Source organism: Microlunatus sp. GCM10028923 (assembly GCF_042666975.1).
Lineage (GTDB): Bacteria > Actinomycetota > Actinomycetes > Propionibacteriales > Propionibacteriaceae > Microlunatus.
This window is the reverse complement of sequence record NZ_JBHTFF010000007.1, coordinates 444,951-468,708: the sequence shown is the minus strand read 5'-3', so window position 1 is coordinate 468,708 and position 23,758 is coordinate 444,951. Positions and strand designations below refer to the sequence as shown.

24 protein-coding genes, 1 tRNA gene and 1 riboswitch are annotated in these 23,758 nt (G+C 68.9%); of the genes, 16 read left to right on the top strand and 9 right to left on the bottom strand.

Annotated features, from left to right (window positions below):
• The first annotated feature begins 1 nt into the window (after window position 1).
• From ACFQU4_RS20025 to ACFQU4_RS20000, 6 genes are all read left to right on the top strand, one after another.
• Entirely contained in the window at window positions 2-1,363 is a 1,362-nt protein-coding gene (locus tag ACFQU4_RS20025; protein ID WP_377495138.1) for a UbiD family decarboxylase domain-containing protein, read from the top strand.
• Window positions 1,360-2,109: an IclR family transcriptional regulator gene (locus tag ACFQU4_RS20020; protein WP_377495136.1), complete on the top strand. Its 750-nt coding sequence runs from the start codon at window positions 1,360-1,362 to the stop codon at window positions 2,107-2,109. The genes ACFQU4_RS20025 and ACFQU4_RS20020 overlap by 4 nt, the downstream gene beginning before the upstream one ends.
• A 2-nt stretch (window positions 2,110-2,111) precedes the next feature.
• A complete protein-coding gene (locus tag ACFQU4_RS20015; RefSeq protein WP_377495134.1) occupies window positions 2,112-3,374 on the top strand; it encodes a M20 family metallo-hydrolase in 1,263 nt (420 codons plus the stop codon).
• Entirely contained in the window at window positions 3,371-3,997 is a 627-nt protein-coding gene (locus ACFQU4_RS20010; RefSeq protein ID WP_377495132.1) for a UbiX family flavin prenyltransferase, read from the top strand. Before ACFQU4_RS20015 ends, ACFQU4_RS20010 begins: the two co-directional genes overlap by 4 nt.
• A 147-nt stretch (window positions 3,998-4,144) precedes the next feature.
• Complete coding sequence (locus ACFQU4_RS20005) at window positions 4,145-4,696, top strand: NADPH-dependent FMN reductase (protein ID WP_377495130.1); 552 nt, start codon at window positions 4,145-4,147, stop codon at window positions 4,694-4,696.
• 2 nt (window positions 4,697-4,698) lie between these two features.
• A complete protein-coding gene (locus ACFQU4_RS20000) occupies window positions 4,699-5,196 on the top strand; it encodes a flavin reductase family protein (protein ID WP_377495128.1) in 498 nt (165 codons plus the stop codon).
• A gap of 150 nt (window positions 5,197-5,346) precedes the next feature.
• Here ACFQU4_RS20000 and ACFQU4_RS19995 read toward each other — a convergent pair whose 3' ends face one another.
• Entirely contained in the window at window positions 5,347-6,237 is an 891-nt protein-coding gene (locus ACFQU4_RS19995; protein WP_377495126.1) for an endonuclease domain-containing protein, read from the bottom strand.
• Between the two features lie 131 nt (window positions 6,238-6,368).
• On the opposite strand from ACFQU4_RS19995, the gene ACFQU4_RS19990 reads away from it, so the two are divergent.
• A complete protein-coding gene (locus ACFQU4_RS19990; RefSeq protein WP_377495124.1) occupies window positions 6,369-7,148 on the top strand; it encodes an isocitrate lyase/phosphoenolpyruvate mutase family protein in 780 nt (259 codons plus the stop codon).
• On the opposite strand, the gene ACFQU4_RS19985 is transcribed toward ACFQU4_RS19990, so the two are convergent.
• Window positions 7,145-7,969, bottom strand: coding sequence for a Stf0 family sulfotransferase (locus ACFQU4_RS19985; protein ID WP_377495122.1), 825 nt, complete (start codon window positions 7,967-7,969; stop codon window positions 7,145-7,147). The genes ACFQU4_RS19990 and ACFQU4_RS19985 overlap by 4 nt on opposite strands.
• 112 nt (window positions 7,970-8,081) lie before the next feature.
• Between ACFQU4_RS19985 and rsmA the strand changes: the two genes are divergently transcribed.
• The 4 genes from rsmA (at window position 8,082) to ACFQU4_RS19965 (ending at window position 13,691) form a co-directional block, all read left to right on the top strand.
• The gene (rsmA, locus tag ACFQU4_RS19980; protein ID WP_377495120.1) at window positions 8,082-8,945 is read left to right on the top strand and encodes a 16S rRNA (adenine(1518)-N(6)/adenine(1519)-N(6))-dimethyltransferase RsmA; all 864 of its coding nucleotides are present in this window, start codon (window positions 8,082-8,084) and stop codon (window positions 8,943-8,945) included.
• 57 nt (window positions 8,946-9,002) lie between these two features.
• Window positions 9,003-9,923 carry a 4-(cytidine 5'-diphospho)-2-C-methyl-D-erythritol kinase gene (locus tag ACFQU4_RS19975; protein ID WP_377495118.1) on the top strand — a complete coding sequence of 307 codons (921 nt, stop codon included), beginning with the start codon at window positions 9,003-9,005 and terminating at the stop codon, window positions 9,921-9,923.
• Between the two features lie 94 nt (window positions 9,924-10,017).
• Window positions 10,018-11,205, top strand: coding sequence for a low temperature requirement protein A (locus tag ACFQU4_RS19970; protein ID WP_377495116.1), 1,188 nt, complete (start codon window positions 10,018-10,020; stop codon window positions 11,203-11,205).
• Window positions 11,206-11,393: 188 nt separating this feature from the next.
• Window positions 11,394-13,691 carry a PQQ-binding-like beta-propeller repeat protein gene (locus ACFQU4_RS19965; RefSeq protein WP_377495114.1) on the top strand — a complete coding sequence of 766 codons (2,298 nt, stop codon included), beginning with the start codon at window positions 11,394-11,396 and terminating at the stop codon, window positions 13,689-13,691.
• Here ACFQU4_RS19965 and ACFQU4_RS19960 read toward each other — a convergent pair whose 3' ends face one another.
• Genes ACFQU4_RS19960 through ACFQU4_RS19950 form a run of 3 tightly spaced genes read right to left on the bottom strand, consistent with a single transcriptional unit; the run spans window position 13,692 to window position 16,064 of the window.
• Window positions 13,692-14,216 (bottom strand): MarR family winged helix-turn-helix transcriptional regulator, encoded by a 525-nt coding sequence (locus tag ACFQU4_RS19960; RefSeq protein ID WP_377495112.1) that lies wholly within the window; start codon window positions 14,214-14,216, stop codon window positions 13,692-13,694. It lies immediately after the preceding gene.
• Between the two features lie 16 nt (window positions 14,217-14,232).
• The gene (locus ACFQU4_RS19955) at window positions 14,233-15,435 is read right to left on the bottom strand and encodes an MFS transporter (protein ID WP_377495110.1); all 1,203 of its coding nucleotides are present in this window, start codon (window positions 15,433-15,435) and stop codon (window positions 14,233-14,235) included.
• The gene (locus ACFQU4_RS19950) at window positions 15,432-16,064 is read right to left on the bottom strand and encodes a TetR/AcrR family transcriptional regulator (protein WP_377495108.1); all 633 of its coding nucleotides are present in this window, start codon (window positions 16,062-16,064) and stop codon (window positions 15,432-15,434) included. Before ACFQU4_RS19950 ends, ACFQU4_RS19955 begins: the two co-directional genes overlap by 4 nt.
• A 141-nt stretch (window positions 16,065-16,205) precedes the next feature.
• Between ACFQU4_RS19950 and ACFQU4_RS19945 the strand changes: the two genes are divergently transcribed.
• Window positions 16,206-16,284 (top strand) — tRNA-Gln (locus tag ACFQU4_RS19945).
• An 87-nt stretch (window positions 16,285-16,371) separates the two neighbouring features.
• Here ACFQU4_RS19945 and ACFQU4_RS19940 read toward each other — a convergent pair.
• On the bottom strand, window positions 16,372-18,201 hold the full coding sequence (locus ACFQU4_RS19940; RefSeq protein WP_377495106.1) for a glutamate--tRNA ligase: 1,830 nt from the start codon (window positions 18,199-18,201) through the stop codon (window positions 16,372-16,374).
• Between the two features lie 237 nt (window positions 18,202-18,438).
• Window positions 18,439-18,867 (bottom strand): hypothetical protein, encoded by a 429-nt coding sequence (locus tag ACFQU4_RS19935; RefSeq protein ID WP_377495104.1) that lies wholly within the window; start codon window positions 18,865-18,867, stop codon window positions 18,439-18,441.
• A gap of 114 nt (window positions 18,868-18,981) precedes the next feature.
• On the opposite strand from ACFQU4_RS19935, the gene ACFQU4_RS19930 reads away from it, so the two are divergent.
• Genes ACFQU4_RS19930 through ACFQU4_RS19920 form a run of 3 tightly spaced genes read left to right on the top strand, consistent with a single transcriptional unit; the run spans window position 18,982 to window position 20,248 of the window.
• Window positions 18,982-19,404: a hypothetical protein gene (locus tag ACFQU4_RS19930; protein WP_377495102.1), complete on the top strand. Its 423-nt coding sequence runs from the start codon at window positions 18,982-18,984 to the stop codon at window positions 19,402-19,404.
• Window positions 19,405-19,457: 53 nt separating this feature from the next.
• Window positions 19,458-19,811 (top strand): VOC family protein, encoded by a 354-nt coding sequence (locus tag ACFQU4_RS19925; RefSeq protein WP_377495100.1) that lies wholly within the window; start codon window positions 19,458-19,460, stop codon window positions 19,809-19,811.
• On the top strand, window positions 19,808-20,248 hold the full coding sequence (locus tag ACFQU4_RS19920) for a MarR family winged helix-turn-helix transcriptional regulator (RefSeq protein ID WP_377495098.1): 441 nt from the start codon (window positions 19,808-19,810) through the stop codon (window positions 20,246-20,248). The genes ACFQU4_RS19925 and ACFQU4_RS19920 overlap by 4 nt, the downstream gene beginning before the upstream one ends.
• A gap of 286 nt (window positions 20,249-20,534) precedes the next feature.
• Here ACFQU4_RS19920 and ACFQU4_RS19915 read toward each other — a convergent pair whose 3' ends face one another.
• On the bottom strand, window positions 20,535-21,506 hold the full coding sequence (locus ACFQU4_RS19915; protein WP_377495096.1) for a threonine/serine dehydratase: 972 nt from the start codon (window positions 21,504-21,506) through the stop codon (window positions 20,535-20,537).
• Window positions 21,503-22,306, bottom strand: coding sequence for a dihydropteroate synthase (gene folP, locus ACFQU4_RS19910; protein ID WP_377495168.1), 804 nt, complete (start codon window positions 22,304-22,306; stop codon window positions 21,503-21,505). The genes ACFQU4_RS19915 and folP overlap by 4 nt, the downstream gene beginning before the upstream one ends.
• A gap of 73 nt (window positions 22,307-22,379) precedes the next feature.
• Window positions 22,380-22,469, bottom strand: a riboswitch (ZMP/ZTP riboswitch).
• A 104-nt stretch (window positions 22,470-22,573) separates the two neighbouring features.
• Here folP and ACFQU4_RS19905 point away from each other — a divergent pair.
• On the top strand, window positions 22,574-23,647 hold the full coding sequence (locus ACFQU4_RS19905; protein ID WP_377495093.1) for a DUF5937 family protein: 1,074 nt from the start codon (window positions 22,574-22,576) through the stop codon (window positions 23,645-23,647).
• Window positions 23,648-23,758: the final 111 nt, after the last annotated feature.

The window sequence follows — 23,758 nt, the reverse complement described above, 5'->3', positions numbered from 1 at the left end:
CATGACCGCTGCAGAACCATCACTTCGCTCGGTCCTCACCGCGGAGGACGCACGGGGAGAAGTCGTCGACATCACCGAGCCGGTCTCGGCCGAGTACGAGATCGCCGCCTACCTCACCCGGCTCGACCCCGGCCCGATCGTCCGGTTCGGCAACGTGGTCGGCACGGACCTGAAGATCGTCGGCAACGTTCTCGGTTCCCGGACGAGGATCGCCCGCGCACTCGGTACCACTCCGGACGGCATCGAGGCCTTGATCGACAAGGCGATCAAGCGCTCCGACCCGCCGCGGATCGTGCAGCAGGCGGCCAGCCGGGAGCGGGACTATTCGATCACGCTGGACCAGCTCCCGATCCCGACGTTCTTCGAGCGTGAGAACGGCCCGTACCTGACCGCGGGCGTGATCATCGCCCGGGATCCGATCACCGGCGCGGGCAACGCCTCGTTCGCTCGGGTACGGCCACTCGGCGGCAACCGGGCCATGATCGGGATCGCGCCGAACCACCACCTGAACCTGATGGCCCAGCGCTCGCCGGACGGCCGGCTCGAGATCGCCGTGGTGATCGGCGCGCATCCGGCCGTGCAGCTCGCCGCGTGCCTCTACCTCGGGCTCGGTGACGACGAGCTGACCCATGTCGCCGCCCTGCTCGGCCGGCCGCTCTCGGTGGTCGAGACGACGAACGGACTGCTGGTGCCGGCCGAGGCCGAGCTGATCCTCGAGGCGACGCTCGACGTACGCGACACCTTCGTCGAGGGCGCCGTCTCCGAATACCACGGCCTGTATGAGAACTACGGACCCGCCGCGACCGCCGAGTTCACCAAGATCACCGGCCGATCCGACGCCATGCTCCAGGTGATCCTGCCCGGTTGGCATCGCGAGCACGCCTACCTCGGCGCGCTGCCGATCGCGGCGGGCCTCCGGAACGCGGTCGCGCGGTCGATCCCGAACGTCGGCGAGATCGCGGTGGTCGAGTCGGGCGGCGGCCGGCTGTCCGCCGTGGTCCAACTGCACCGGCCACGACCAGGTCAGGGGAAGCAACTGATGTTCGCCTGCTGGGGCTCGCTGAGCATGCTCAAGCAGGTGATCATCGTCGACTCCGACATCGACGTCTGGGACCCGATCCAGGTCGAGTGGGCCAAGATCACCCGCTGCCGGTTCGAGCGGGACCTGATCGTCGTACCCGAGGTCCGGACCGACCGGTCCGAGCCGCTCGAGGCCGGCGGCGTCGTCACCAAGCTGGGCTTCGACGCGCTCGCCGTCGAGTCCGACCGGACGGAGGGCTTCCAGGTGGCCGCTCCACCCGCGGCGGTGATGGAGCAGGTCGCGAAGCGACTCGCCGGCACGGCCCGGGGGTTCCGATCATGACCTCACTCGAGCGCGGACTCGACATCCTGTCCCACATCGCCTCGCACGGACCGACCACGGCCGACGCGATCTCCCGGTCGGCTGAGCTGCCGCTGAGCACCACGTACCGCTACGTCACCACCCTGCGCAACAAGGGCTACATCGCCGACTACGAGGGTCATTTCGATCTTGGTCTGAACGCGCTCCGGATGCTCCGGCCACACGCGCTGCACCGGTGTCTCGCCGCGCTGGCCAGCCCGGTGATCTTCGACCTGGTCGGCAAGACCGACGAGACCACGATCTTGACCGTACGCGACGGCTGGAGCGCGACCTGCATCGAGCTGGCGGAGCCCCGGCGCGCGGTGCGGTTCTCGTTCCGCCGGGGCGTGTCGCTGTCGCTGCACAAGGGGGCGTCGGCCAAGCCCCTGCTGGCTTACATGGACGCGCCGTTCATCCGTCGCTATCTGGAGGCGCGGATCGCCTGGGACGACGGGCACGACATCGAGACGGCCTGGAACGATCTTGCCGACGTGCGCAAGAAGGGCCTGGCGATCACGGTCTCCGAGCTCGACCCCGGCGCGATCGGCGTGGGCGTTCCGGTCTTCTGGGACGGCGAGATCGCCGCCTGCATCAGCACGATCGGACCGAGCGCACGCATGCCGGAGCGGCAGCTTCGCGAGATCGTCGGCCACACCAGGGCGGCGGGCGAGCAACTCACCGAGACCCTCTCGGCGCCCTCAACCGACCAGCACGAGGAAGCGAGCTGATCATGGACTTGGACGAACTTCGACCCGACGCCGACCGGCTCTGGAACGGCATCGAAGAACTGTCCGGCTTCACCGAACCCGATCATGACGGCTGGACCCGGCGGGTGCTCGGCGAGCCCTACCTGGAGTCCCGGGGCTGGGTGGCCGCCCAGATGGCCGGTGCCGGTCTCCAGGTGCACACCGACGCCGCCGGCAACACGATCGGCGTCCTCGCCGGGACCGAGGGGAAGGCGTCGATCGGCACCGGCTCGCACACCGACACTGTCGCCCGTGGCGGAAGGTTCGACGGCATCGTCGGCACCCTCGGCGCGATCGAGGTGGCGCTCCGGCTGCGGGAGACCGGCACCCGGCTGCGCGACGACCTGGTGGTGATCGACTTCCTCGGTGAGGAGCCGAACGAGTTCGGCACCAGCTGCATCGGCAGCCGAGCCCTGACCGGCGCCGTGTCGCCCGACTTCTTCGACCGGACCAACGACGACGGCCGGACCCTGGGTGATCGGCTCCAGGTTGCCGGCTTCCCGCCCGACGGGATGCTCGGGCTGCGCTGGCCCGCCGCCCCGCTGCGCGGCTTCGTGGAGCTGCACATCGAGCAGGGGCCGGTGCTGGAACGCACCGGCACCGAGCTCGGCGTGGTGACCGCGATCGCCGGCATCGAGCGGGTCGTGGCCAGCTTTCTGGGTCGGGCTGATCATGCCGGCACCGCCGCGATGACCGACCGGAAGGACGCGCTCGCCGCAGCCGCGCAGGCGATCCTCACGGTCGAACAGATCGGCTGTTCCGGCGAGAATTCGGTGGCCACCGTCGGCACCGTGCACGTCGAGCCCGGCGCGCTCAACGTCGTACCGTCGCTGGCTCGACTGTGGGCCGAGATGCGCAGCCCGTCGCCCGACTGGCTCGGCACGGCCCGGCGCGAACTGATGGACCGGTTCGCCGCGATCGCGGCCGAACGTGGGATCGAGGTCGACCTGCGCCGGCTCACTGATCAAGATCCGGTGCCGACCGCCCACTCGGTCCAGGATCTGATCGCCGACACCAGCGATGATCTTGGTTACTCCTGGCGCTCCATCCCGAGCGGCGCGGGCCACGACGCCGCCCACCTCGCCGCGATCGCGCCGGCCGGAATGATCTTCGTACCGTCACGTGCCGGCCGCAGCCACTGTCCGGAGGAATGGACCGACCGCGAGGACATCGCGCGCGGCGCCCACGCCCTCGCCGCGACCCTGGTCCGGATGGACGGCCTGGCTCTCGAACGGGACCCGCGATGAAGCGCGTCGTGATCGGGATCTCGGGCGCTTCCGGTGCCGTGTACGGGATCCGGCTGCTGCAACTGCTGCGGAGCGAGGCGCTCGCCGAGACCCATCTGGTGATCTCGCGGGCCGGCCGGGCGACGATCAACGCCGAGACCGACTACACCACCAAGCAGGTGCTCGCGATGGCCGACGTCGGCTACGACAACGCCGACATGACGGCCGCGATCGCCAGCGGATCGTTCCGGACCGACGCGGTGATCATCGCGCCGTGCAGCATCAAGACGCTCTCCGGCATCGCCAACAGCTACGACGACACCCTGATGGTGCGCGCGGCCGATGTCGGGCTCAAGGAGCGTCGTCCGGTCGTCGTGCTGTTACGGGAAACCCCCTTGCACCGTGGGCATCTGCGGATCATGGCCGAGGCGGCCGAGGCTGGCGTCGTGATCATGCCGCCGGTCCCAGCGTTCTACCATCGGCCGACCACACTGGCGGAGATCGTTGATCACACCGTGCAACGGGCCCTCGACCTGATCGGCATCGACACCTCGATCGCGCCGCGCTGGGGCACCACTCCGGAATCGTCACGCGGCCGAAACATCAGCCCGGCGCCGGTGGGTCATAATGGTGGTGCAACGTAAGCCGTTGCGGATCCACCGAGCCAAAAGACCTCGATGGCTGAGGGATTGGGATGTCCGCTCCGGCCGTCGCGCGGCGTGTGGAGAGATCCCCCGGTACGACGCCTCGGTTCCTCATCTCCCTGATCCTTCAATCTAGTGTGAGAAGTGATGGCGTTGAGAGTCACCATCGTTGTGGGCAACCCGAAGCCCCAGTCCCGGACCAGAAGAATCGCAGAGACCCTGGTCGACCAGCTCGTTCCCTCGGTGCCGGATCTCGAGGTGATCGATCTTGCCGATCATGTGGATGAGATCTTCGCCTGGCCCTCCGAGAAGTTCGCCACCCTGAACGCCCGGGTCGCCGACAGCGACCTGGTGGTGTTCGCCACCCCCACCTACAAGGCCAGCTACACCGGCCTGCTCAAGGCCTTCCTTGATCGTTATCCGGCCAACGGCCTGCAGGGCGTTGTGGCGATCCCGGTGTTCACCGGCGCCGACGCGACCCATTCCATGGGGCCCAATGTCAACCTCGCGCCCCTGCTGGTCGAGCTCGGCGCGCTGCTGCCCGGCAAGGGCCTCTACTTCATCGTGTCCCAGATGGACCAGGTGGACGAGATCGTCGCCGCCGCAGCAGCCGACTACCGGCGGGCGTTCGCCGCTCTTCGTACCGTCGCCGACGCGGTGACCGCCCCGGCCCTCGTCGAGACCGGTGCGGAGGGATGATCATGACCACCTCGGAATTCGACACCCGCACCCTGCGCGACACGCTCGGCCACTACGCGTCGGGCATCACCGTGATCGCCGGCCTCGACCAGGGCGGTCCGGTGGGATTCACCTGCCAGTCCTTCTTCAGCGTGTCGATGGACCCGCCGCTGGTCTCGTTCAGCGTCATGACGACCTCGACCACCTACCCGCGGATCCGGGCGTCAGGCGGGTTCTCGATCAACGTCCTGGCGGACGACCAGGAGCACGTCTCCAACCAGTTCGCCCGCAAGGGCGCAGACAAGTGGGCCGGGATCGACTGGACGCCGTCGGCACGATCGAATCCCGTGCTGGGCGGAACCCTGATGTGGCTGGACTGCGATCTGCATGCCGAGTACGAGGCGGGTGATCATTACCTGGTGGTCGGCCGGGTCAACGAGATCAGCCCGCCGCACTGGCACACCAAGCGGCCGCTGCTCTACTTCAAGGGCCGCTACCACCACCTCCGCGACGCGTCCTAGCCCGGCCGCACAAGGGTAAGCCTCACTCGGCCGTGGTCGTTCGGCGAAGTGGCACAGAATTGCAGTTTGCGCTCTCGGCGGACCCGATTTTCGGGGGTCGCGGGGCGGGAAACTGCAATTCCGTGCCACTCGCGATGGGCCACTCGCGGATCAGGCGGCGCGGCGGAGGCGGCTGGCGGCGAGGGCTTTGCGGATGGAGGCGAGGACCCAGTCCGGGTCCTCGGTGAGTTGGGGCCAGGTGAAGTGGAGGACGGTCCAGCCGTCGGCGGCGAGATCGGTCCACTTGCGGCGGTCCCGGTGGAACTGTTCCCAGCGCTCGGCTCGGTGATACTCGTAGCCGTCGACCTCGATGGCGACTCTCGCCTCGCGGAACACGAGGTCGACGACATACCGGATCGATCCGACCATGATCGCGCAGTTTCCAAGCCAGCCGTCGATCCGGGCCGTTTTCAGCAGGTCGTGAAGTTCGCGTTCCGACGGTGACCACGGCCGGCGGCGGGACTTGGTCAGCCACCGCCGGCGCACCTGGTTGGCCCGTCGCCCGGGCGTCTCGTCGAGGGCGTCGTCCAGGTCTTCGATCGTGGCGAGTCCGGTGCGCAGAAGTCGGTCGATCGAGGCGCCGTGGTCGAACGGGGCAAGGTCCAGTGCGGTCAGGGCGGGCGCGGTGACCTGGAGTCCACCGACGGTGCGGACGAGAAGCCGCGGAACGGCCTCTCGTACGACCTCGAAGCCGGACGGCACGGACCGACGTCCCGGCAGCGCGCCCGTGATCATGGGCACGTCGAGCTCCGGCCAGTACGTCAGCCGGGCCGCGGCCCACCGGGTCAGGACGGCGTCGTCGTCCCACAGCCCCAAGGCCCGGATCCGGAGGTCGAGCCGGTCGGCGGCTTCGGTGGGGGCGAGGATGCCGGGCAGGATCGTGGTCAGCGGCCCCTGTTCGACGAGCCGGTACAGGCTGCGCCGGTGCTCCGGATGGCGGCGCACCACGATCACGCCGCCGCCGTCGGCGAGCAGCGCGTCGAGTGGGATCCGCACGGGCACCCGACGATGATCCGACGGCCGCGCCGATTCGGCCAGCAAACGGGGTCCGGGCCTGTGGATAAGTTCCCTGGCGGAACAACTGTGGATAAGTCGGAAGTCACAGAAGGGCGTGCTGCGCCGTCAGTGTTGTCATGAACCTGACTGAGAAATGCGAACTGCTCCGATCCCTGCACGTGCCCGGAACGCCGCTGGTCCTGCCGAATGCGTGGGACGTCGCAACCGCCAAGGTCGTCGTCGACGCGGGCTATCCGGTGGTGGCCACCACCAGTGCCGGGGTCGCGGCAAGTCTCGGGTACGAAGATCACGAGGGGGCGCCGGGCGACGAGATGCTGGCGGCGGCTGGCCGGATCAGCGCGGGCGTCGAGGTGCCGGTCACGGTGGACGCCGAGGCGGGGTACGGGCTCGATGCGACGGCCCTGGTCGCCGAGCTCAAGCGGATCGGTGTCGCCGGCTGCAACCTCGAGGACACCGATCACGCGACCGGGCAGCAGCGGCAGGCGGAGGAGCAGGCGGCCTGGATCGAGGCGGTCCACACGGCCGCCGAGGCCGCGGACTACCCGCTGGTGATCAACGCGCGGATCGACAACTACATCGGTGAGTTCGTGGCCAAGTTGAAGGCCGGCGACCACACGCCGAGTCCGCAGGAACACCACCTGCCCGACGCGGTCGACCGGGCGCACCGGTATCTCGAGGCGGGCGCCGCGTGCGTCTACCCGATCGCGCTGCAGCAGCCGGACCAGATCGCCGCCCTGGCCAAGGAGACCAAGGGCATGATCAACATCGCCCGGATGCCGCAGTCGACCGGGGTGGCGGAGCTGGCCGGGCTCGGCGTCGCGCGGATCAGCTACGGCGGCGGGCTGTTCATGGAGACGATGCGTACCTTCGCCGAGAAGGTCGCCGCGGCGGGCTAACCCAGGCGGGCGGCGGACTCGGCGGCGAACCGGTCGGCGTAGCTGCGGCTCTGGTCATCGGCCATCACGACGAACTCGCCCTGCTCGGCGAGCATGGACAGGTTCGGCGGCGGGATCAGGCCGACGTGGTCGAAGACCGCCTTCAGCGCGTCGGTCGGATCGTCCTTGAAGTCCTCGTACACCAGACGCAGCGGGGCCAGACCCTGTTGGGCGATGAAGCGCTCGATCTGGCCCTGCTTGCGCTGGATCAGCTCGACCTGCTTCTCGATCCCGGCGTAGTCGTACGGCGGCATCGGCGGTTTGCCGGCCAGCTTGCCGACGGTGTGCCAGACGCCGGTCGCCTTGGCCCGGAACAGCGAGACGGCCTGCGCCACGATGTCGCGGCGGTGCACCGTGATCCAGGACCACTGGGTGGCGTTGTCGGGGAGTTCGCCGACCTGGGCCAGCGGCAGTAGCGCCTCGGCGGTGCCCTTGAAGCCGAACACGCCCTCCGGCGACGCATAGGTCCGTACGGTCTCGGCCAGGAAATCGGCGATCGACGCCGACTTCCACTTCCTCGCCCCGGTCTTCTGCCGGTACGGGTTCAGGTGCTCGCGGATGTCGCCGAAGGCGCCGGACCGGTTCAGCACGTCCACGAAGAACGTGGTGCCGGAACGGGAGGTGAAGAGCATCCCGACCTTGTGCCGGACCGGCGCGAAGATCTCGGCCGGGTCGCCGCCGAGGCCGCGCAGCCGGGACGGCGACGCCTCGAGCAGTCGGCTCGCCTCGGCCGGGGTCAGGCCCAGCTGCAGGACGCGTTCGGTGAACGAGGTCCCGGACACGACGATTCCTTCCACTCGACGCCACGGACTGTCCGCGGAACTTTAGGGCCTCCCGTCGGTGGCGCGCCACCGGCTCGAGGCCCGGCCGGCCGGATTCGCGTTATCCTCACCCGTGGCCTCCGACCATGATCAACGCCTGCTCGACCCGACCGCCGTCCGCGGCCTGGTCGCCGAGCTGGGCCTGCGGCCGACCAAGCAGCGCGGACAGAACTTCGTCACCGACGCCAACACGGTGCGGCGGATCGTCGCGCTGGCCGACGTGGGGCCGGACGACGTGGTGGTCGAGATCGGGCCCGGGCTGGGGTCGTTGACCCTCGGCCTGCTGCACCGGGCCCGCCGGGTGATCGCGATCGAGATCGACGAACTGCTCGCCGGGGCGCTGCCGGCGACGGTGCAGCGGCTGGCGCCGGACCGGGCCGCCGCGCTGACCGTACTCACCGCGGATGCGCTGCGGGTGGACACGCTGCCCGAGCCGCCGACCAAGGTGGTCGCCAACCTGCCGTACAACGTGTCGGTGCCGGTGCTGCTGCACCTGCTGGCCACCTTCGACAGCTGGCGGTACGGCCTCGTGATGGTGCAGTCGGAGGTGGCCGACCGGCTGGTCGCCGGGCCGGGCAGCAAGACGTACGGGATCCCGTCGCTCAAGCTGGCCTGGTACGCGGCCGCGCGCCGGGTCGGCAGCGTCGCGCCGAGCGTGTTCTGGCCGGTGCCCAACGTCGACTCGGGGCTGGTCGCGCTGGACCGGCGGGATCCGGTGCCGACGACGGCGAGCCGGGAACAGGTGTTCTCGGTGATCGACGCCGCGTTCGCGCAGCGGCGCAAGATGCTGCGGTCGGCGCTCTCCGGGACCGCCGGGTCGTCGGCCGCCGCGAGCGCGGTCCTGGAATCGGCCGGTGTCGACCCGCAGACCCGCGGCGAGCAGCTCGGGATCGCCGACTTCGCGCGGATCGCCGAAGCCCTGAACTCGCGTACCTGACGGGGGCGTAGGCGGGTCGCTCGTCGGGGCGGTCCGGGCGGGCACTAGCCTCGCAGTGTGGTTGCCGCCCTGCCCCCGACCGGTGTTCGCGTCCGCGTACCGGCCAAGATCAATCTCGCGCTCAAGGTGGGGCCGCCGCGATCGGACGGATTCCATCCGCTGGCCACGGTCTTCCATGCCGTTTCGCTGTACGACGAGGTGATCGCCGAACCGGCCCCGTCCGGCGAGTTCACCGTTGAGGTCACCGGCGAGGACGCCGAGCTGGTGCCGACCGACGACACCAACCTCGCGATCCGGGCGGCGCGCGGGCTGGCCGAGACGTACGCGCCGGCCGAGGGCGTACGGCTGTCGATCAAGAAGTCGATCCCGGTCGCCGGCGGGCTGGCCGGCGGCTCGGCCAACGGCGCGGCGGCGCTGGTCGCCTGCGCCGAACTCTGGGCGCTCGACCTGGAGCAGGAGGAGTTGCTCGCGCTGGCCGCGGAACTCGGCAGCGACGTCCCGTTCGCCCTGGTCGGCGGCACCGCGATCGGCAGCGGCCGCGGCGAGCGACTGGTGCCGGCGCTGGCCCGCGGCTGCTACCAATGGGTGCTGGCGTTCAGCGACGAGGGCCTCTCCACGCCCAAGGTGTACGGCCTGTACGACGACCTCGGTGGCCGTACCGCGCCGGCGCCGAGCGTCTCCGACGAACTGATGAACGCGCTCCGGGCCGGCGACGCCGCCGCCCTCGGGGCAGCCCTGGACAACGACCTGCAGGCCGCCGCACTGACCCTGCGGCCGAAGCTGCGCCGGGTCCTGGACACCGGGCTCGAACTGGGCGCCCTCGGAGCGGTGGTGTCCGGGTCCGGCCCGACCGTCGCCTTCCTGGCCGCGACCGAGTCGGCCGCGATCGAGCTGTCCGTCCGGCTCAGCGCGGAGGGCATCTGCCGCACCGTCCGGCGTGCCGTCGGCCCGGTCCACGGCGCCCGCGTCATCGCCTGAGCACACCCGGGGCCACGGCGGCCGGGCGACACGCGGTCGCCCCAGAGTGCCCGGCGGCTACAACTTCGGGGCCGCGTCCGCGACGATGACTCACGTGGAGAACGTACGAGGAGCCATGCCGATCATCCGCGCCCTGCGTCCGCGTGACCCGGCCGACCCGCACCGCGCCGCTACGCCGCTGGAGCTACTGACCGACCTCTGCTTTGTCGTGGCGATCGCCCAGGCCGCGGCCGAATTTCACCACTACATCTCCGATCACCATGAGATGCAGGGCCTGATCGGCTTCATGATGGCGTTCTTCGCGATCTTCCTGACCTGGTTGAACTTCACCTGGTTCGCGTCCGCGTACGACAACGACGACGTGATCTACCGGCTGCTGACGATCTTGCAGATCCTCGGTTCCCTGGTGCTCGCCGCCGGCATCCCGGGCCTGTTCGAGGGGAATCTGGTTCTCGGCGTCACCGGCTACGTGATCATGCGGATCGCGCTGGTCGCGCAATGGCTGCGTGCCGCCTATCACGATCCAGAACGGCGCCAGACCTGTATCCGCTACGCGCTCGGCATCGTGGTCGTGCAGGTCTGCTGGATCGCCTGGCTGCCGATCACGGCGGCCGCGCCGGTCTTGGTCACGCCGCTGTTCGTACTGCTCGGGATCATGGAACTCGCCGTTCCCTTGTTCGCCGAGCGGACCGGCGGGACGCCCTGGCACCCGCATCACATCGCCGAGCGGTACGGCCTGTTCTTCATCATCGTGCTCGGCGAGACCGTGCTGTCGACGACCCTGGCGATCCAGGGCGCCCTCAAGGATGATCAACTCTGGACCTCCTCGGTGCTGATCGTGGTGGGCTCCGGGATCTTGATCGTGTTCAGCGCCTGGTGGCTCTACTTCTCCCGGTCGGCCGGCGACGTGCTGTCCTCGGTGGACCGGGCGCACCAGGCCGCGGCGTTCATGTTCGGCTGGGGCCACTACTTCATCCTCGCGGCCGCGGCGGCGGTCGGGGCCGGGCTGGCGGCCCGGGTGGACTTCTGGTCCGGGTCCGAGCACCACGGCAGCGCGCTGGTCACCGGGCTGGCCGTGACCGTGCCGGTGGCGGTGTTGTTGATCATGCTCTGGGCGCTCCATCTGCGCCGGCACGACTCGTCGCCGCGGACCTGGGCGCCGTTCCTCGCCGCGGTGGTGTTGATCTTGGCCTCGACCGCGACCCCGGTGCCGGAGTTGATCACCGGCATCGTGCTGGCCGTCCTGGTTGCGGTCGAGATCCGGGTCGCGCGGCTCGTCTGAGATCTCGGGTCTATCCCTCGCCGGAATTATCGCTTACGCTTAACCGCAATTTGGGACGCGACAGATTCGCTACACGACGACTCGCGGAGCACGCGCCATGCTTCCTGCTCCACCCGGGGTTGCCGCTCCGCATCGCCTGTCGCAGTTGCAGCCAGGAAGCTAGATGCTCCGGAACTTGGGGGAAGCCCATGCGTGCTCTCGGCCGTACCGCAACAGCTCTGCTCGTCCTCGCCCTCGGGCTGGCGGTGGTCGGGCCGACCGCCGCGCAGGGGGAGCCGGCGGCGAAGCTGCAGACGCCGCCGCCACCGACCGGCGAACTGCGCGACCTGGGCCCGACGATCAGTTCACTGACCGTGGTCGAGGGCGCGTACGGGACGCTGCCGGACGGCACCTTCGCCGCGTACGCGCCGGTGATGGGGGAGAACGCCGAGCTCAACGTCACCACCTCGGTGAACGGCACCAACACGCTGCTCGGGAAGTACTCGATGCCGGGCGCGTCCGGCGGGCCGACGATCGCGGTCGGCCCGGACGGCGTGGTCTACGTCGGCACCTACTACCAGGGCCACCTCTACGCCTGGGACCCGGCGACCAAGGAGATGGCCGACCTCGGCCAGCCGGTCGCCGGCGAGACGTACCTGTTCGGCCTGTCGATCGCTCCGGACGGCACCGTATTCGGTGGGTCCTATCCGAACGCTCACGTCTGGTCCTTCCACCCGGACCGGGGCTTCACCGACTTCGGCAAGCCGGTCGACAACGACGAGATCAAGTACCTCAAGTCGACCGTCTACGACCCGGACCAGAACGCCCTGTTCGTCGGCACCCAGCCGATCCCGAAGCTGTTCAAACTCGATCTGGCCAGCAAGACCTTCACCGAGGCAGAGGTCGCCGCGCCGTTCCCGGGCGCCTCGGTGATCGATCTGGACTACGCCGAGGGGCGCGTCCTGGCCAACGTCAACAACACGCTGCGGGTCTTCGATTCCGTGGCGAACAAGGAGGTTCCGGTCACCGACGCCGGCACCGGGCAGCCGGTCACCGGCCTGCCGATGGTGGCCCGGGGCGTCTCCGAGCCGCGTGATCACAAGGTCTACTTCAGCCGGCTGGTGAACGCCGTCTCGCACCTCGCGTACTACGACCTGACCACCGACACGGTCACCACGACCGACAAGCCGTCCACCCGGGGCGCCCTGATCGGCTACGGCTGGACCACCGAAGGTGATCATGAAGTGCTCTATGCGCTGGCCGGCAACTACTCCGGTGGCGGATTCCGCTACGACCCGACGACCGGGGCGACCGGCAGCCTCTCGTACCCGTTCGCGCCGGCCCCGGCCGGCCTGCAGCACCTGCTGCCGACCCGGGACGGCTCGGAGATCTTCTTCGACGCGTTCCTCAACGGCAGCACCTCCAAGCTGGACGTCGCCTCCGGAGTGATCACGCCGGTGACCCGACTCGGCCAGGTCGAGGACTGGACCCTGGGCGAGGAGGACGAGACCACGATCTACGCCGGTACGTACCCGAACGGCAGCCTGATCGCCTTCCGTCCCGATCAGCCGGCCGGCGCGGACAACCCGAAGATCTTCGCCAACCTCAAGGAGAGCCACGCGCAGATCCGGCCGATCGACGTCCAGGTGCACGACGGCACCCTCTATGCCGCGACGTCGCCGGACTACGGGCTGCGCGGCGGCGCCATCGCGACCGTCGACCTGGCCTCGGGCTCGGTGCAGGTGACCCGCAACGTCGTTCAAGATCACACGATGGCCGCGCTGGCCTTCCTCGGTGACAAGGTCTATGCCGGCAGCAGCACCGAGGGCGGCACCGGGACCGACCCGATCGCCGGCACCGCCAAGCTGGTCGAATGGGATCCGGCGACACGCGAGGTCGTACGGTCGATCGAGCCGGTTCCCGGCGCCCGCAGCGTCAACGCGCTGACCGCCCACAACGGCCGCCTGTACGGACTCGCCGACTCGACCGTCTTCGAGTTCGATCCCGTGTCCTGGAAGGTGATCCGGGCCGTTCCGCTGGACGGCGTCGGGGCGGTCCAGGCGGCCTCCCGCGGCGAGTTGATCTTCCACCCGAACGGCTACCTGTACGCGAGCGTCGGCGAATCCCTGTTCGCGCTCGACCCGTTCACGCTGAAGGGGGACCGGCAGGCCGAGAAGGCTTACCGGCTTGAGCTTTCGGCCGACCGGGACCTACTCATGCTGGTCTGGCCGGCGGGCTTCGAGAACCCGATCCACTACGGCCGGTTCACCCCTGCTGAGACCCAGTGCGCGACCCCGGACATCCGTGACTTCGTCACCGTACGGGGCGTCGTGACGCCGGTCCGGAACCGCTTCGTGATCACCGGCTGCACCCTGCAGGACGTGATCAACAAGCTAATCGCGGATCGCAGCAGCACTGCCGTCGCGGCCCGTGAACTCGACCGCTACGTGGCCAACCGGACGATCACCGAACGGGAGCGCGGCGAACTGCTCCGCGCCCTTGGTTGATCACTCGGCGCGGTAGGGCAGCAGCAGGGAGCGCAGCGAGCGGGCGAGTTGATCATGCTGGTCGGTGGGCAGTCCGGCCAGGATCTCCCGCTCGGCGGCCAACAGGTCGGCCAGGGCGGCGTCCACCGCCAACCGGCCGGCCTCGGTCAAGGTGACCAGGACGCCGCGCCGGTCGCCCGGGTGACTCTCCCGGCCGACCAGCCCGCGGCCGACCAGCCGGTCCACCCGGTTCGTCATGGTGCCCGAGGTGACCATGGTCTCCCGGAGCAATTGCCCGGGCGACAGCCGGTACGGGTCGCCGGCCCGGCGCAGCGCCGCGAGCACGTCGAACTCCCAGGACTCCAGCCCGTGGGCGGCGAACGCCGAGCGGCGCAGCCGGTCCAGGTGCCGGGCCAGCCGGGTCACCCGGGACAGCACCTCCATCGGAGCGGTGTCCAGGTCGGGTCGCTCCCGCTGCCAGGCCTGGACGACCAGGTCGACCTCGTCCCGCGGTTCGCCCGCGGCAGCCGGAAGCGGTTGCGCCATGGCTGAAGTGTAGATGTCAAGACTCTTGACGCGGATTGATGCCGTCGTCGGTCTTCGGCAGTACGACGGCGAGCGCGATGATCACCAGGCAGAGCACGCCGGGCAGGATCATCGCATGCTGCACGCCGAGTTGGCGGACCAGGAAACCGGTGACGGCGGGACCCATCAGGAACGTGGCGTACCCGAAGGTCACCACGAGGGCCAGCACCCGGCCGCCGCCGAGGTGCCCGGCGACCGCGTACACCTGCGGGGCGATCATGCCCACGCCGAACCCGACCAGCGCCCAGCCGAGCACCAACAGCGGCAGCGGGGTGGTGGTGATCACGATCAGGTAGCCGGCCGCGGCGCAGATGCCGCCGAACCGGACCACGGCCCGGCGGCCGAACCGGAGCACCAGCTGATCGCCGAGCAGCCGGATCAGGGTCATGAACGCGCTCACCGCGATCAGGCCGATCGCGCCGACGGCCGGATCGACCCGGGCCACGTCGGTGACGTGGATCGAGGCCCAGTCGACGGCGGTGCCCTCCGCGAGCCCGTACCCGATGGCCATCAGGCCGAGCAGCCAGGCCACGACGGGCACCTTGGTCCGAACTCCGTCGACCGTGTGGTGCACCGGCGTCGCGCGCGGCGTGAGCCGGATCAGCGGCCACAGCGTGGCGACGGCGATCACCGCCATCGTGATCATCAACGGCAGCACCACGGCTCCGCCGCCGAGCCCGAACACGCCGGAGATCACCAGGATCAGGCCGGCCCCGACGAAGTTGCCGATCGAGAAGAAGGCGTGGAACCGGCTCATGATCGGCCGGCGCCGGGCCTGTTCGACCTGGACCCCGGCCGCGTTCATCGCGACGTCCATCGCCCCGTTGCCGAGTCCGATCATGATCGCGCCGGCGATCGCGAGGCCGTACACCGGCGCGAAGCCGACCACCAGGCAACCGGCGATGATCACCGGCAGCCCGAGCAGTGCCACCGGCCGGGCGCCGTAGCGGTCGGCCAGCCGACCGCCGACCTGCATGGTCAGGATCGCGGCCAGACCGGCCAGGAAGAGCAGGATCGCGATCGCCGTCGAGTCGAGCCCGAGCTTGGCGCGCAGGGCCGGCAGCGAACCGCCGTACCCGCCGAGCAGCATCCCGTTGACCGCGAAGAGCCCGGCCACCGCGACCGCGGCCGCGCGGGTGTCCAGCCGCGCGCCGGGCGCGTCGTCGACGACCCGGGTCATGGCCGGCTCGCCAGGGAGGGCCGGGCCTCGAGGCCGCGCAGGCCGTTCCAGGCCAGGTTGACCAGATGCGCCGCCACGTCGGGCTTGCGGCCCCAACGACTGTTGTCCAACCACCACTGTCCGGTCATGGCCACCATTCCCACGAGTGCTTGTGCGTACGGCTGCGCGGTCCTCGGGTCGAGGTCGCGACGTTGGAATTCGGTCCGGAGCACCTGCTCCACCCGGCTGGCCACGTCACCGAGCAGCGTCGCGTACTCGCCGGCCGCCGAGCCGCGGGCCAGGATCCGGAATCCCTCGGTGTGCCCCTCGATGTAGTCGAGGAACGCCAGCGTCGCCTGCTCCAACACCTCGCGCGACCGGCCCTCCTTGGCCAGCGCAGCGCCGATCCCGTCCAGCAGCGTCGTCACCTCGCGGTCGACCACGACCGCGTAGAGGGCGTCCTTGCCGCCGAAGTGCTCGTACACCACCGGCTTGCTGACCTCCGCCACCGCCGCGATCTCCTCGACCGAGGTCCCGTCGATGCCCTTGTCCGCGAACAATCCGCGGGCCACCGCGATCAGCTGTTCACGGCGCTCGGCGCCGGTCATCCGGACCCGGCGTGCCCGGCGCGGCGCAGATCGGGGAGGCATTGTCCTAGTCTCCCCAACCGCAAGCCGATGGAGAAATCCATTCCACGCCTCGTCGGGCCCGCTCCCGGTGCCGTCCGGGAACCGAGATGCGCGGCAGCCGTGACGATGCGTACTCTTGACCCTGGCCGAGCGCTCGGCCGTTCCCCGGTTGGTCTGCCGGCAGGGCCCGCCTGACTTTGAATCAGGATCAGCGACGAAGGTTCGACTCCTTCCCGGGGAGCAAGGAAGGCCGGTTGACTAGGCGGAACGTTTGCCTTGGGAGATCAAACAGGCCTGGTGGTCGAACCTGCTGCGAGCAGTTAGGGCGTTAGGCCCTGATCGCCCGGACTCGTTGTATGACGCGTTCTGGGCCCAGGACTTCTGCTACGGCTTGGAGGTCTGGACTACGGGTTGATCCGGTGAGAGCGACGCGGATGAGTTGGGATGCCTCGCGGATGGATCCGGGATATTTGTCGGGGTTCTGTTTGAGCTCGCGAGCGTTGGCCGCGAATCCGTGACGAGAGGCCCGCTCGCGGATCTGATCGAACCATGCGCCGTCGGGCGAGGGCTCATAGTGGGTGGCGAAATCCTCGGCGAATTGCATGGCGAGTTCGGGTTGGATGCCGACAGGCTTGAGTCGTTCATCATCGGCGCCGGCCAGCGGGGTGAACAGTTCGTCGAAGAAGAACCCGTAGGCCTGCCGGAAGTCCGACCACTTGCGCAGGTCCTTGCGTGGGTTGTCGGCACCGTCGCGTTCCACGGCCAGCGCCCGTAGTGCCGTACGCGAGTAGTCCTGGAGAACGTCGGCTAGTAGCGCATCGTGTCGCGACGCCCAGCGCAGGATCTCGGCGAACAGCTCGGGGGTTGGGATGGTGGCGATGTAGTCGGCGCTGATGTCGTCCAGCTTGACCAGATCGACCAGCGGTCCAGCGACACCGCACTCGGCAAGGTGGATCGGGGCTGCCATCGCATCCGGCAGGGGCATTTCGGCTAGCCGGCCATTGGCCAGACCGCGCAGGTAGTACAGGACGGCGGGAGCCGGGTAGCCGGCCTGGAGATAGAAGTCGACGTTGGCTTCGGGATCTTTGCGTTTGGAGAGCTTGCGTTTGCCGCCGGGGATCTGCTTCATAAGCGGCGCGATGTGGGCGTACTGGATCGGCTCGAAGCCCAGAGCGGTGAAGAGTTGTTGATGCAGTGGGACCGAGGAGATCCATTCATCACCGCGGATGACCAAGTTGACGCGCATCAGATGATCATCGACAGCGTGCGCGAAGTGGTACGTCGGCAGCCGGGTAAGCCGATCTGAGGACTTCAGGATCACGGCGTCGTTGCGGTTGGCCTCGTGTTCCAGTCGGCCTCGGATGGCATCGGTGAAGTGGGTCCGCTGCCCGGCGGCGTCATCTGGTGCGCGGAACCGGACAACGTAGGGGTCGCCCGCGGCGATCCGCTGCTCGACCTCGGCCGGGTCGCGGTCCCGCCACAACGCCCACCGACCGTAGTAACCGGTCGGGACTTTGCCCGTGCGTTGTTGCTCCGAGATCTGGGCGAGCTCGGCGCTGGACGCGAAACACAGGTAGGCCTGACCCTGCCGCAACAATTCGCGGACATAGCTCAGGTAGATCAGTTCTCGATCTGACTGCCGATACGGGCCGTACGTGTCGTCACCAGATTCCTGGGAACTGATGCCGAAGTAGTCGAACACCCGGCTGAACTGGTCCTCGGCGTCGGCCACGCTCCGGTTCTGATCGGTGTCCTCAATCCGGATGAAATAGACGCCACTGCTGTGCCGTGCGAGGTCGAGATCGATCGTGGCAACGTACAGACCACCAATATGGGCATAGCCGGTCGGCGAGGGACAGAACCGGGTGACAAGCGCCCCGGCCGACAGGACCCTGGTCGGGTAACGATCCTCCCACTGCTGGGTCTCGGGCAGGTCCGAAGGAAACAACGAATCCACCGTCGAACGATCCAACATCGAGAAGCCCTCCAAGCCAGAATCTTCCGTAAGCAAGCACTCGACCCTATCGAACGCCACCGGCCGGTCCGGCTGGATTTCGACGACCCGCCACCACGCCGCGACCATGATGCTGACGATCGGTCGACACCTGGCGCCGCAGAACTGTCCGGTGAGGGAAGTTGCCGCATGATCAGCGGCCACGAGACGGTGCTCGTGGGGCCAGTAGTCTGGTTAACAGGCTTAGCCCTTCGAGGATGTTGTCGCTGAGTCTGCGGCAGCGCAACGCGACGACAAGGTTCCGATCGGCTGCGGAGACCTGCGTCTCGCAGCAACCGAATCTCGCGGGCGGCATCTGAACTCGTCGAGTGGACTCTAATGGCAGATTCCGGCGCTGAGACCTGCCCTTATCGTCCACTCGCTGACGTAATTCCTTTGAGCTCAGGGAACGTCGGTGTTCAGCCGAGGCCAGCCCAGAGTGGGGGATCGGCTGACCACGAGGCCGAGTTCTTCGGAGAGGGCTTTGAAGGTGCTGTTGTGGTAGCGGCCCTGTCTGCTCGTCGCATGGAGGTTGCGGTACGAAGCGAGGCCATGTGCGGCTTCATGCAACAGGGCCGAGAAGATTCGTTCGGCCGCGTCATCACCAGGCGGTGGCACGGTGACCGGATGCAGGTCGCGGACCCTGGTGCCCAGGGAGATCCGAAGGTCGGGAACTTCTGGGTTCACGTGCTGGATGCGTGACCATGCTGTCTGGAGCAGATCGGCGAATTGGTGATCATGCTGTGCTGCTACGGACAACTGAGGCTCCGGTCGTTCAGGTGCGAGGTGACGATCCTTGGGCCAGCGACGCTGGGAAACCACCTTGTCCATGGTCCATCCGTTGCTCGGCCCCGAACCCATGATGGATCAACGGGTTGCGGCATCATGGCTGAGGATGAGCGATGTCGACCAGATCGAAGATCACGAGCCGAAGGGCTGATCCCCATGGATGGCGAGCTTGATCTTGATCAACTGGGCGCGGAGCACCGGGCAGGTGCGACGGTGGAGGAGCTGAGCCGGCGGTGGGGCAGAAGTGCCGGAGCGATCCGCCACACCCTGGAGGTCCGCGCGTCATTTCCCTGGCTGGCACAGTTGCCGAGCCACCTGCTCGCCCGGCTGGACTGGGCGGAGATCCAGGTGCCCACCGGTGTTGTCGCCGATGTCGTCCGGCAGCTCGAAGCCGCCACTGGGCAGCTGGTGATGATCTACCACCGGGACCATCGCGGGCCGGCGGGAACGGTTCAGCTGTGTCAGCTGATCGAGGTGGCACAGCTGTCCCCGGCCGATGCCACGGTTCTGGTCGATCTTGAACGGACGGTGCCGGACGTCAGCATTGTGCTGTACGGCAATCCGCTGCGACTGCGCTAGCCGTACGTGTCAGGAATTGACAGGTACCTGTCGAACCGACGAGGATGATGATCATGAATCATGCTGTGACCTTGCAGCGCATCGTCGTCTCCGTAGCCGGGATCGAGGACGCGCTTGCCTTGTATGCCGGTGTTCTCGGGCTGGAGGTCGCGGACCGCGCCCCGGGATTCGCCTGGCTGAAGAGTGCCGACAACGTCGAGCTGATGCTGCATGAACGGCCGGCCTTGCCCTCCGACACGGCGGTGGCCGTGGGGTTCGCGACGCCTGCGCTCGATGACGTGGTGAATCGGTGGGCGGACGCCGGTGGTGCCATCGTCGATCCGCCCGAGAGGCGGGAGTGGGGCGAGCGGATGGCTGTGGTGCGCGACGCCGACGGCCACCTGGTGTGTCTGAGTGAGCGGGCATGAGTTCGGCCGGGCGCCTGACCGAGTTGGTCGACGAGGTCTTTCGGCTCGCCGACGCCTTTGCCCGAGCGGGCGACGCGATCGTGGCCGAGGACAAGCTCACTGCCTCGCGATGGTTGACCCTGGGTGCGGTCGCGCATGGCCCGCGCAGCGTCGCCGGGATCGCCAGGCGGCGGGGCATGCGGCGCCAGTCGGCCAACGAATCCGTCGCCCAGTTGGAGGCCGCGGGACTGGTCGAACGCACGCCGGATCCGGCCGATGCGAGAGCTCCGTTGGTCCACCTGACCGCGGAGGGGCACCGGACGCTGGACCGGATCCGGCCGCGGCGGCTCGCCTGGGCCGAGCGGACGTCGGCAACCGCGTCCGAGGAGGAACTCTCCGCCGCCGTCGACCTGCTCCGTCGCCTGCGCGCGGTGCTGGCGGAGGATGATCATGAGTGACGCATCGCGCAGGCGGTCCGGGATGTCCTGGGTGATGCCACCACGGTGATCAACATCGGTGCCGGTGCCGGCAAACTACGAACCGACCGACCGTACGGTCGCGGCCGTCGAACCCTCCGCGAGCATGCGCAGCCAGCGTCCACCCTCGCTCGTCCCCGCGCTGAACGGCGTAGCCGGATCGCTCCCGAAGAGCGGTGAATGGGATGCGGCGTACGGGGGCTTGGTGATCAGGAGACCTTCGAAGGGTCCCTCGTGATCATCCGGGCGATGCCGTCCTGACCCGGAGCTAGGGCGTGTCGACCCAGCGGCGATAGGCGTCCAGGTCGACGTTGCTGCCGCAGACGACGGTGACGACGTGGCGGCCGGCGAATCGCTCCCGGTCTTCGATGATCGCGGCGATCCCCAGCGCGGCGGACGGTTCCACGACGAGGCCGGCGTGTTCGAGCAGTAGCCGCATGCCGGTCATGATCGACTTCTCGGAGACCAGTACGGCGTCGTCCGCGACGAGGAGCAGGTCGTCCAGGACGGCCGGGATGGGATGCCGGCCGGCGACGCCGTCGGCGATCGTGTTGATCGACTCGGTGGTCACGACGCGCCGTGCGTGCCAGGAGCGCGTCATCGCCGGTGCGCCCAGCGGCTGGACGCAGATCACCTCGACGCCGGGCGCCCGAGATTTGATCACCTGCCCGACACCGGTGGCCAGGGCGCCGCCGCCCAGTGCGACCAGCACGGCATCGAACGGCGAGTCGGCGGACGGCAGGGCGTCGGCGAGTTCCAGGCCGATGGTCGCCGCGCCCTCGCAGGTCTCGAGGTCCAGGCTGTCCTCGACCAGTCGAATGCCGCGGTCGCGCGCAAGCGCCGCAGCCCGCTCGCGGGCCGTTTCGATGTCGCCGTCCACCAGCTCCAACTGTGCGCCCAACGCGCGGATGCGAGCCAGCTTCGTGGCAGGCGCGAAGCGGGAAGCGACGACGGTGACCTCCAGCCCTCGCGCCCGACCGGACCAGGCCAGAGCCTGGCCGAGATTGCCTGCGCTGGCACACACGACAGCCCGCGGGCCGTGCTCGGCGAGCAGGCTCGCGACTACTTCGGTGCCACGGGCCTTGAAGCAGCGGACCGGGTTCGCCGTCTCGAGCTTGATGCTCACGGTGCAGCGGAGGACGGGTTCCAGCGCCTCGCAGCGGTACAGGGGAGTGTCGAGGAAGATCGGATTGATCATCCGGCGAGCCGCCAGGATCCGGTCCAGGTCGAGGCGCGTCATCGGCCGGCTCCGGCGTGATGCTCCAAGGCATTCAGTACGGTGAGCGCGTCCCGGAGCGCGGCGACGTCATGGGTCCGGATGAAGTCGACTCCCTGACCGGCGGCGTACAGCTCGGCGGCCAGGCTGGCCGGCCCGATGCCCGCCAGATCCCGCCCGGTGATCGCGCGGAGGAACGACTTCCGCGAGGGCGAGACCATGATCGGCACGCCGAAGCGGTTCCTGATCGCCCGGAGTTCGGCCATCACGGTCAGCGACGGTTCCGGTGTGGCGCCGAGGAAGTAGCCCAGCCCGGGATCGATGATCAACCGTTCGCTGTCGATGCCGGCCGCTCGGAGGGCCGCCAGCCGCTGGTCGAAGAACTGCTCCAGTCCCGCGAGGACGGTCTGCGGATCGGTTCGCACCTTGGTGGCGGGCCCTCGACGCTGCACCGAGTGCATCACGATCAGGCGGCAGCCGGTGCCGGCCAGCTCCGCGTACCGCTCGGGGTCGGGGAAGCCCTGAATGTCGTTGAGGAACGTCGCTCCATGATCGGCGGCGAACCGCTGGGTCCGGGGTTGGCACGAGTCGACCGCCACTGGAATGCCTTCGGCGACCAAGGGGTCCAGGACCGGGTCCAGTCGCCGTACCTCCTCGTCGGCGGTCACCTGCTCGGCGTCGGGATGACTGGCGGCAGGGCCGAGTTCAATGACATCTGCGCCGGCGGCATGCAATCGGCGAGCGTGCGCCAAGGCGTCCTTCGGTGCCAAGAATCTGCCGCCATCGGAGAACGAGTCTGCGGTGACGTTGACGATGCCGACCAGCCGAGGCCGGTGGCAGGAACCTTCGGAAGGGGTCGAATGAAATACCACGGCGCTGTCTCCCGGATCGCAATCCCATAAGAGCCCAGGCGCACGGCACGACGTCACGTCGACGAGGCCGCTTCCCGATGGTGACCCATCTCCAACGCCAGTCACGGCCCAAGATCACCTTAGCAAGATCGGCCTGTCGTCCTCCCGGGATCCGGGATTCTTGTTCGTCTCGGGACTAACGCTGGGCAGGCGCCGACCGCGGGCCCGAGGATGGATCCCGTGATCCGGTTCCGGCTGAGCCCCGACGTCCTGGGTACGGTACGGCTCGCTCTCTCGCCACTGGTCGAGGTGGGATCGAGCCTGCGGCTGCTGACCAGTCCACGCCCGCCCGCGGTGCACCGCCGCTGGCTGCGCCGGATCTCGGCCGACCTGGACCGGATCGATCTTGACCTGCTGCTGGCTGCGGCGCCGCCGGAGGGACCGCCGCTGGCCGTCCTGTATCCGCCGGCCCTGGGGCGGGCGGCCACGATCGAGCAGCAGTTGATCAAGCTCGCCGGCACGCCGGCCGGACCGGTGCTGGACGACCTGACCCGGATCTGGGCCGGCCGGGCCCGACCGCGGTCGGTGCAGCGGCTGATCGACGCCGGCCCGGCTGCGCCGCGGCTGCTGGCGGAGGCGATCACCGGGTACTGGGCGGTCGCGATCGAGCCGTACTGGGATCGGATGCGGGCGGTGCTGGAGGACGATCTCGCCTACCGCAGCGAGCGGTCGGCGAGCGGCGGTTTGTTCTCGCTGCTGGAGGATCTGCATCCCGAGGTGTCGCTGGACGGGGCGATGCTCATGATCGACAAGCCGCACTATCCGGACGCGACGTACGACGGCCGTCAGATGACCCTGGTCCCGTCGATCTTCCTCTGGCCGACTCTCGTTCTCGATCATGAAGCGGACACCTTCGAACTCACCTACCCGGCGCGCGGCGTCGGCCGGGTCTGGGAGGACCTGGCTGACCGGCCGGCGGTGGACGATCCACTCGGCGCCCTGATCGGGGCCAGCCGGTCCGCGATCCTGCACCAGTTGGTCATTCCGCTGTCCACCACCCAGCTGGCGCGGCGGCTGGAGCAGAGCCCGGCGACCGTCAGCCGGCACTTGTCGATCCTGCGGGACAGCGGCATGGTGGTCAGTTGGCGGTCCGGCCGGAGCATGCTCTACCGGCGCACCGCCCTGGCCGGGTCGCTGATCGGGGGACAGCGGCGGCCGGTCGACGCACCGGCCGGTCCGATTTCTCCGCTGCACGCCGTCGCCGACGAGAACCGTACGGCCGAATCGGGGGTCCCGCCGGAGAATCTTCGCTGATCACTGAAGTCCAAGGACCTCCACGGGAGATCTTCCGCTGTTCCGTGAATCCCCAGCCGAGCCGAGCGGCCCGGCGGATGCTTGTCCGGAACAGCCTCAACCCCCTGGAGG

Bases quoted from the DNA above. Each gene is read 5' to 3' on its own strand.
- ACFQU4_RS20025 (WP_377495138.1), top strand. From the start codon at position 2: ATGACCGCTGCAGAACCATCACTTCGCTCGGTCCTCACCGCGGAGGAC.
- ACFQU4_RS20020 (WP_377495136.1), top strand. From the start codon at position 1,360: ATGACCTCACTCGAGCGCGGACTCGACATCCTGTCCCACATCGCCTCG.
- ACFQU4_RS20015 (WP_377495134.1), top strand. From the start codon at position 2,112: ATGGACTTGGACGAACTTCGACCCGACGCCGACCGGCTCTGGAACGGC.
- ACFQU4_RS20010 (WP_377495132.1), top strand. From the start codon at position 3,371: ATGAAGCGCGTCGTGATCGGGATCTCGGGCGCTTCCGGTGCCGTGTAC.
- ACFQU4_RS20005 (WP_377495130.1), top strand. From the start codon at position 4,145: ATGGCGTTGAGAGTCACCATCGTTGTGGGCAACCCGAAGCCCCAGTCC.
- ACFQU4_RS20000 (WP_377495128.1), top strand. From the start codon at position 4,699: ATGACCACCTCGGAATTCGACACCCGCACCCTGCGCGACACGCTCGGC.
- ACFQU4_RS19990 (WP_377495124.1), top strand. From the start codon at position 6,369: ATGAACCTGACTGAGAAATGCGAACTGCTCCGATCCCTGCACGTGCCC.
- ACFQU4_RS19965 (WP_377495114.1), top strand. From the start codon at position 11,394: ATGCGTGCTCTCGGCCGTACCGCAACAGCTCTGCTCGTCCTCGCCCTC.
- ACFQU4_RS19960 (WP_377495112.1), bottom strand. From the start codon at position 14,216: ATGGCGCAACCGCTTCCGGCTGCCGCGGGCGAACCGCGGGACGAGGTC.
- ACFQU4_RS19955 (WP_377495110.1), bottom strand. From the start codon at position 15,435: ATGACCCGGGTCGTCGACGACGCGCCCGGCGCGCGGCTGGACACCCGC.
- ACFQU4_RS19950 (WP_377495108.1), bottom strand. From the start codon at position 16,064: ATGCCTCCCCGATCTGCGCCGCGCCGGGCACGCCGGGTCCGGATGACC.
- ACFQU4_RS19935 (WP_377495104.1), bottom strand. From the start codon at position 18,867: ATGGACAAGGTGGTTTCCCAGCGTCGCTGGCCCAAGGATCGTCACCTC.
- ACFQU4_RS19930 (WP_377495102.1), top strand. From the start codon at position 18,982: ATGGATGGCGAGCTTGATCTTGATCAACTGGGCGCGGAGCACCGGGCA.
- ACFQU4_RS19925 (WP_377495100.1), top strand. From the start codon at position 19,458: ATGAATCATGCTGTGACCTTGCAGCGCATCGTCGTCTCCGTAGCCGGG.
- ACFQU4_RS19920 (WP_377495098.1), top strand. From the start codon at position 19,808: ATGAGTTCGGCCGGGCGCCTGACCGAGTTGGTCGACGAGGTCTTTCGG.
- ACFQU4_RS19915 (WP_377495096.1), bottom strand. From the start codon at position 21,506: ATGACGCGCCTCGACCTGGACCGGATCCTGGCGGCTCGCCGGATGATC.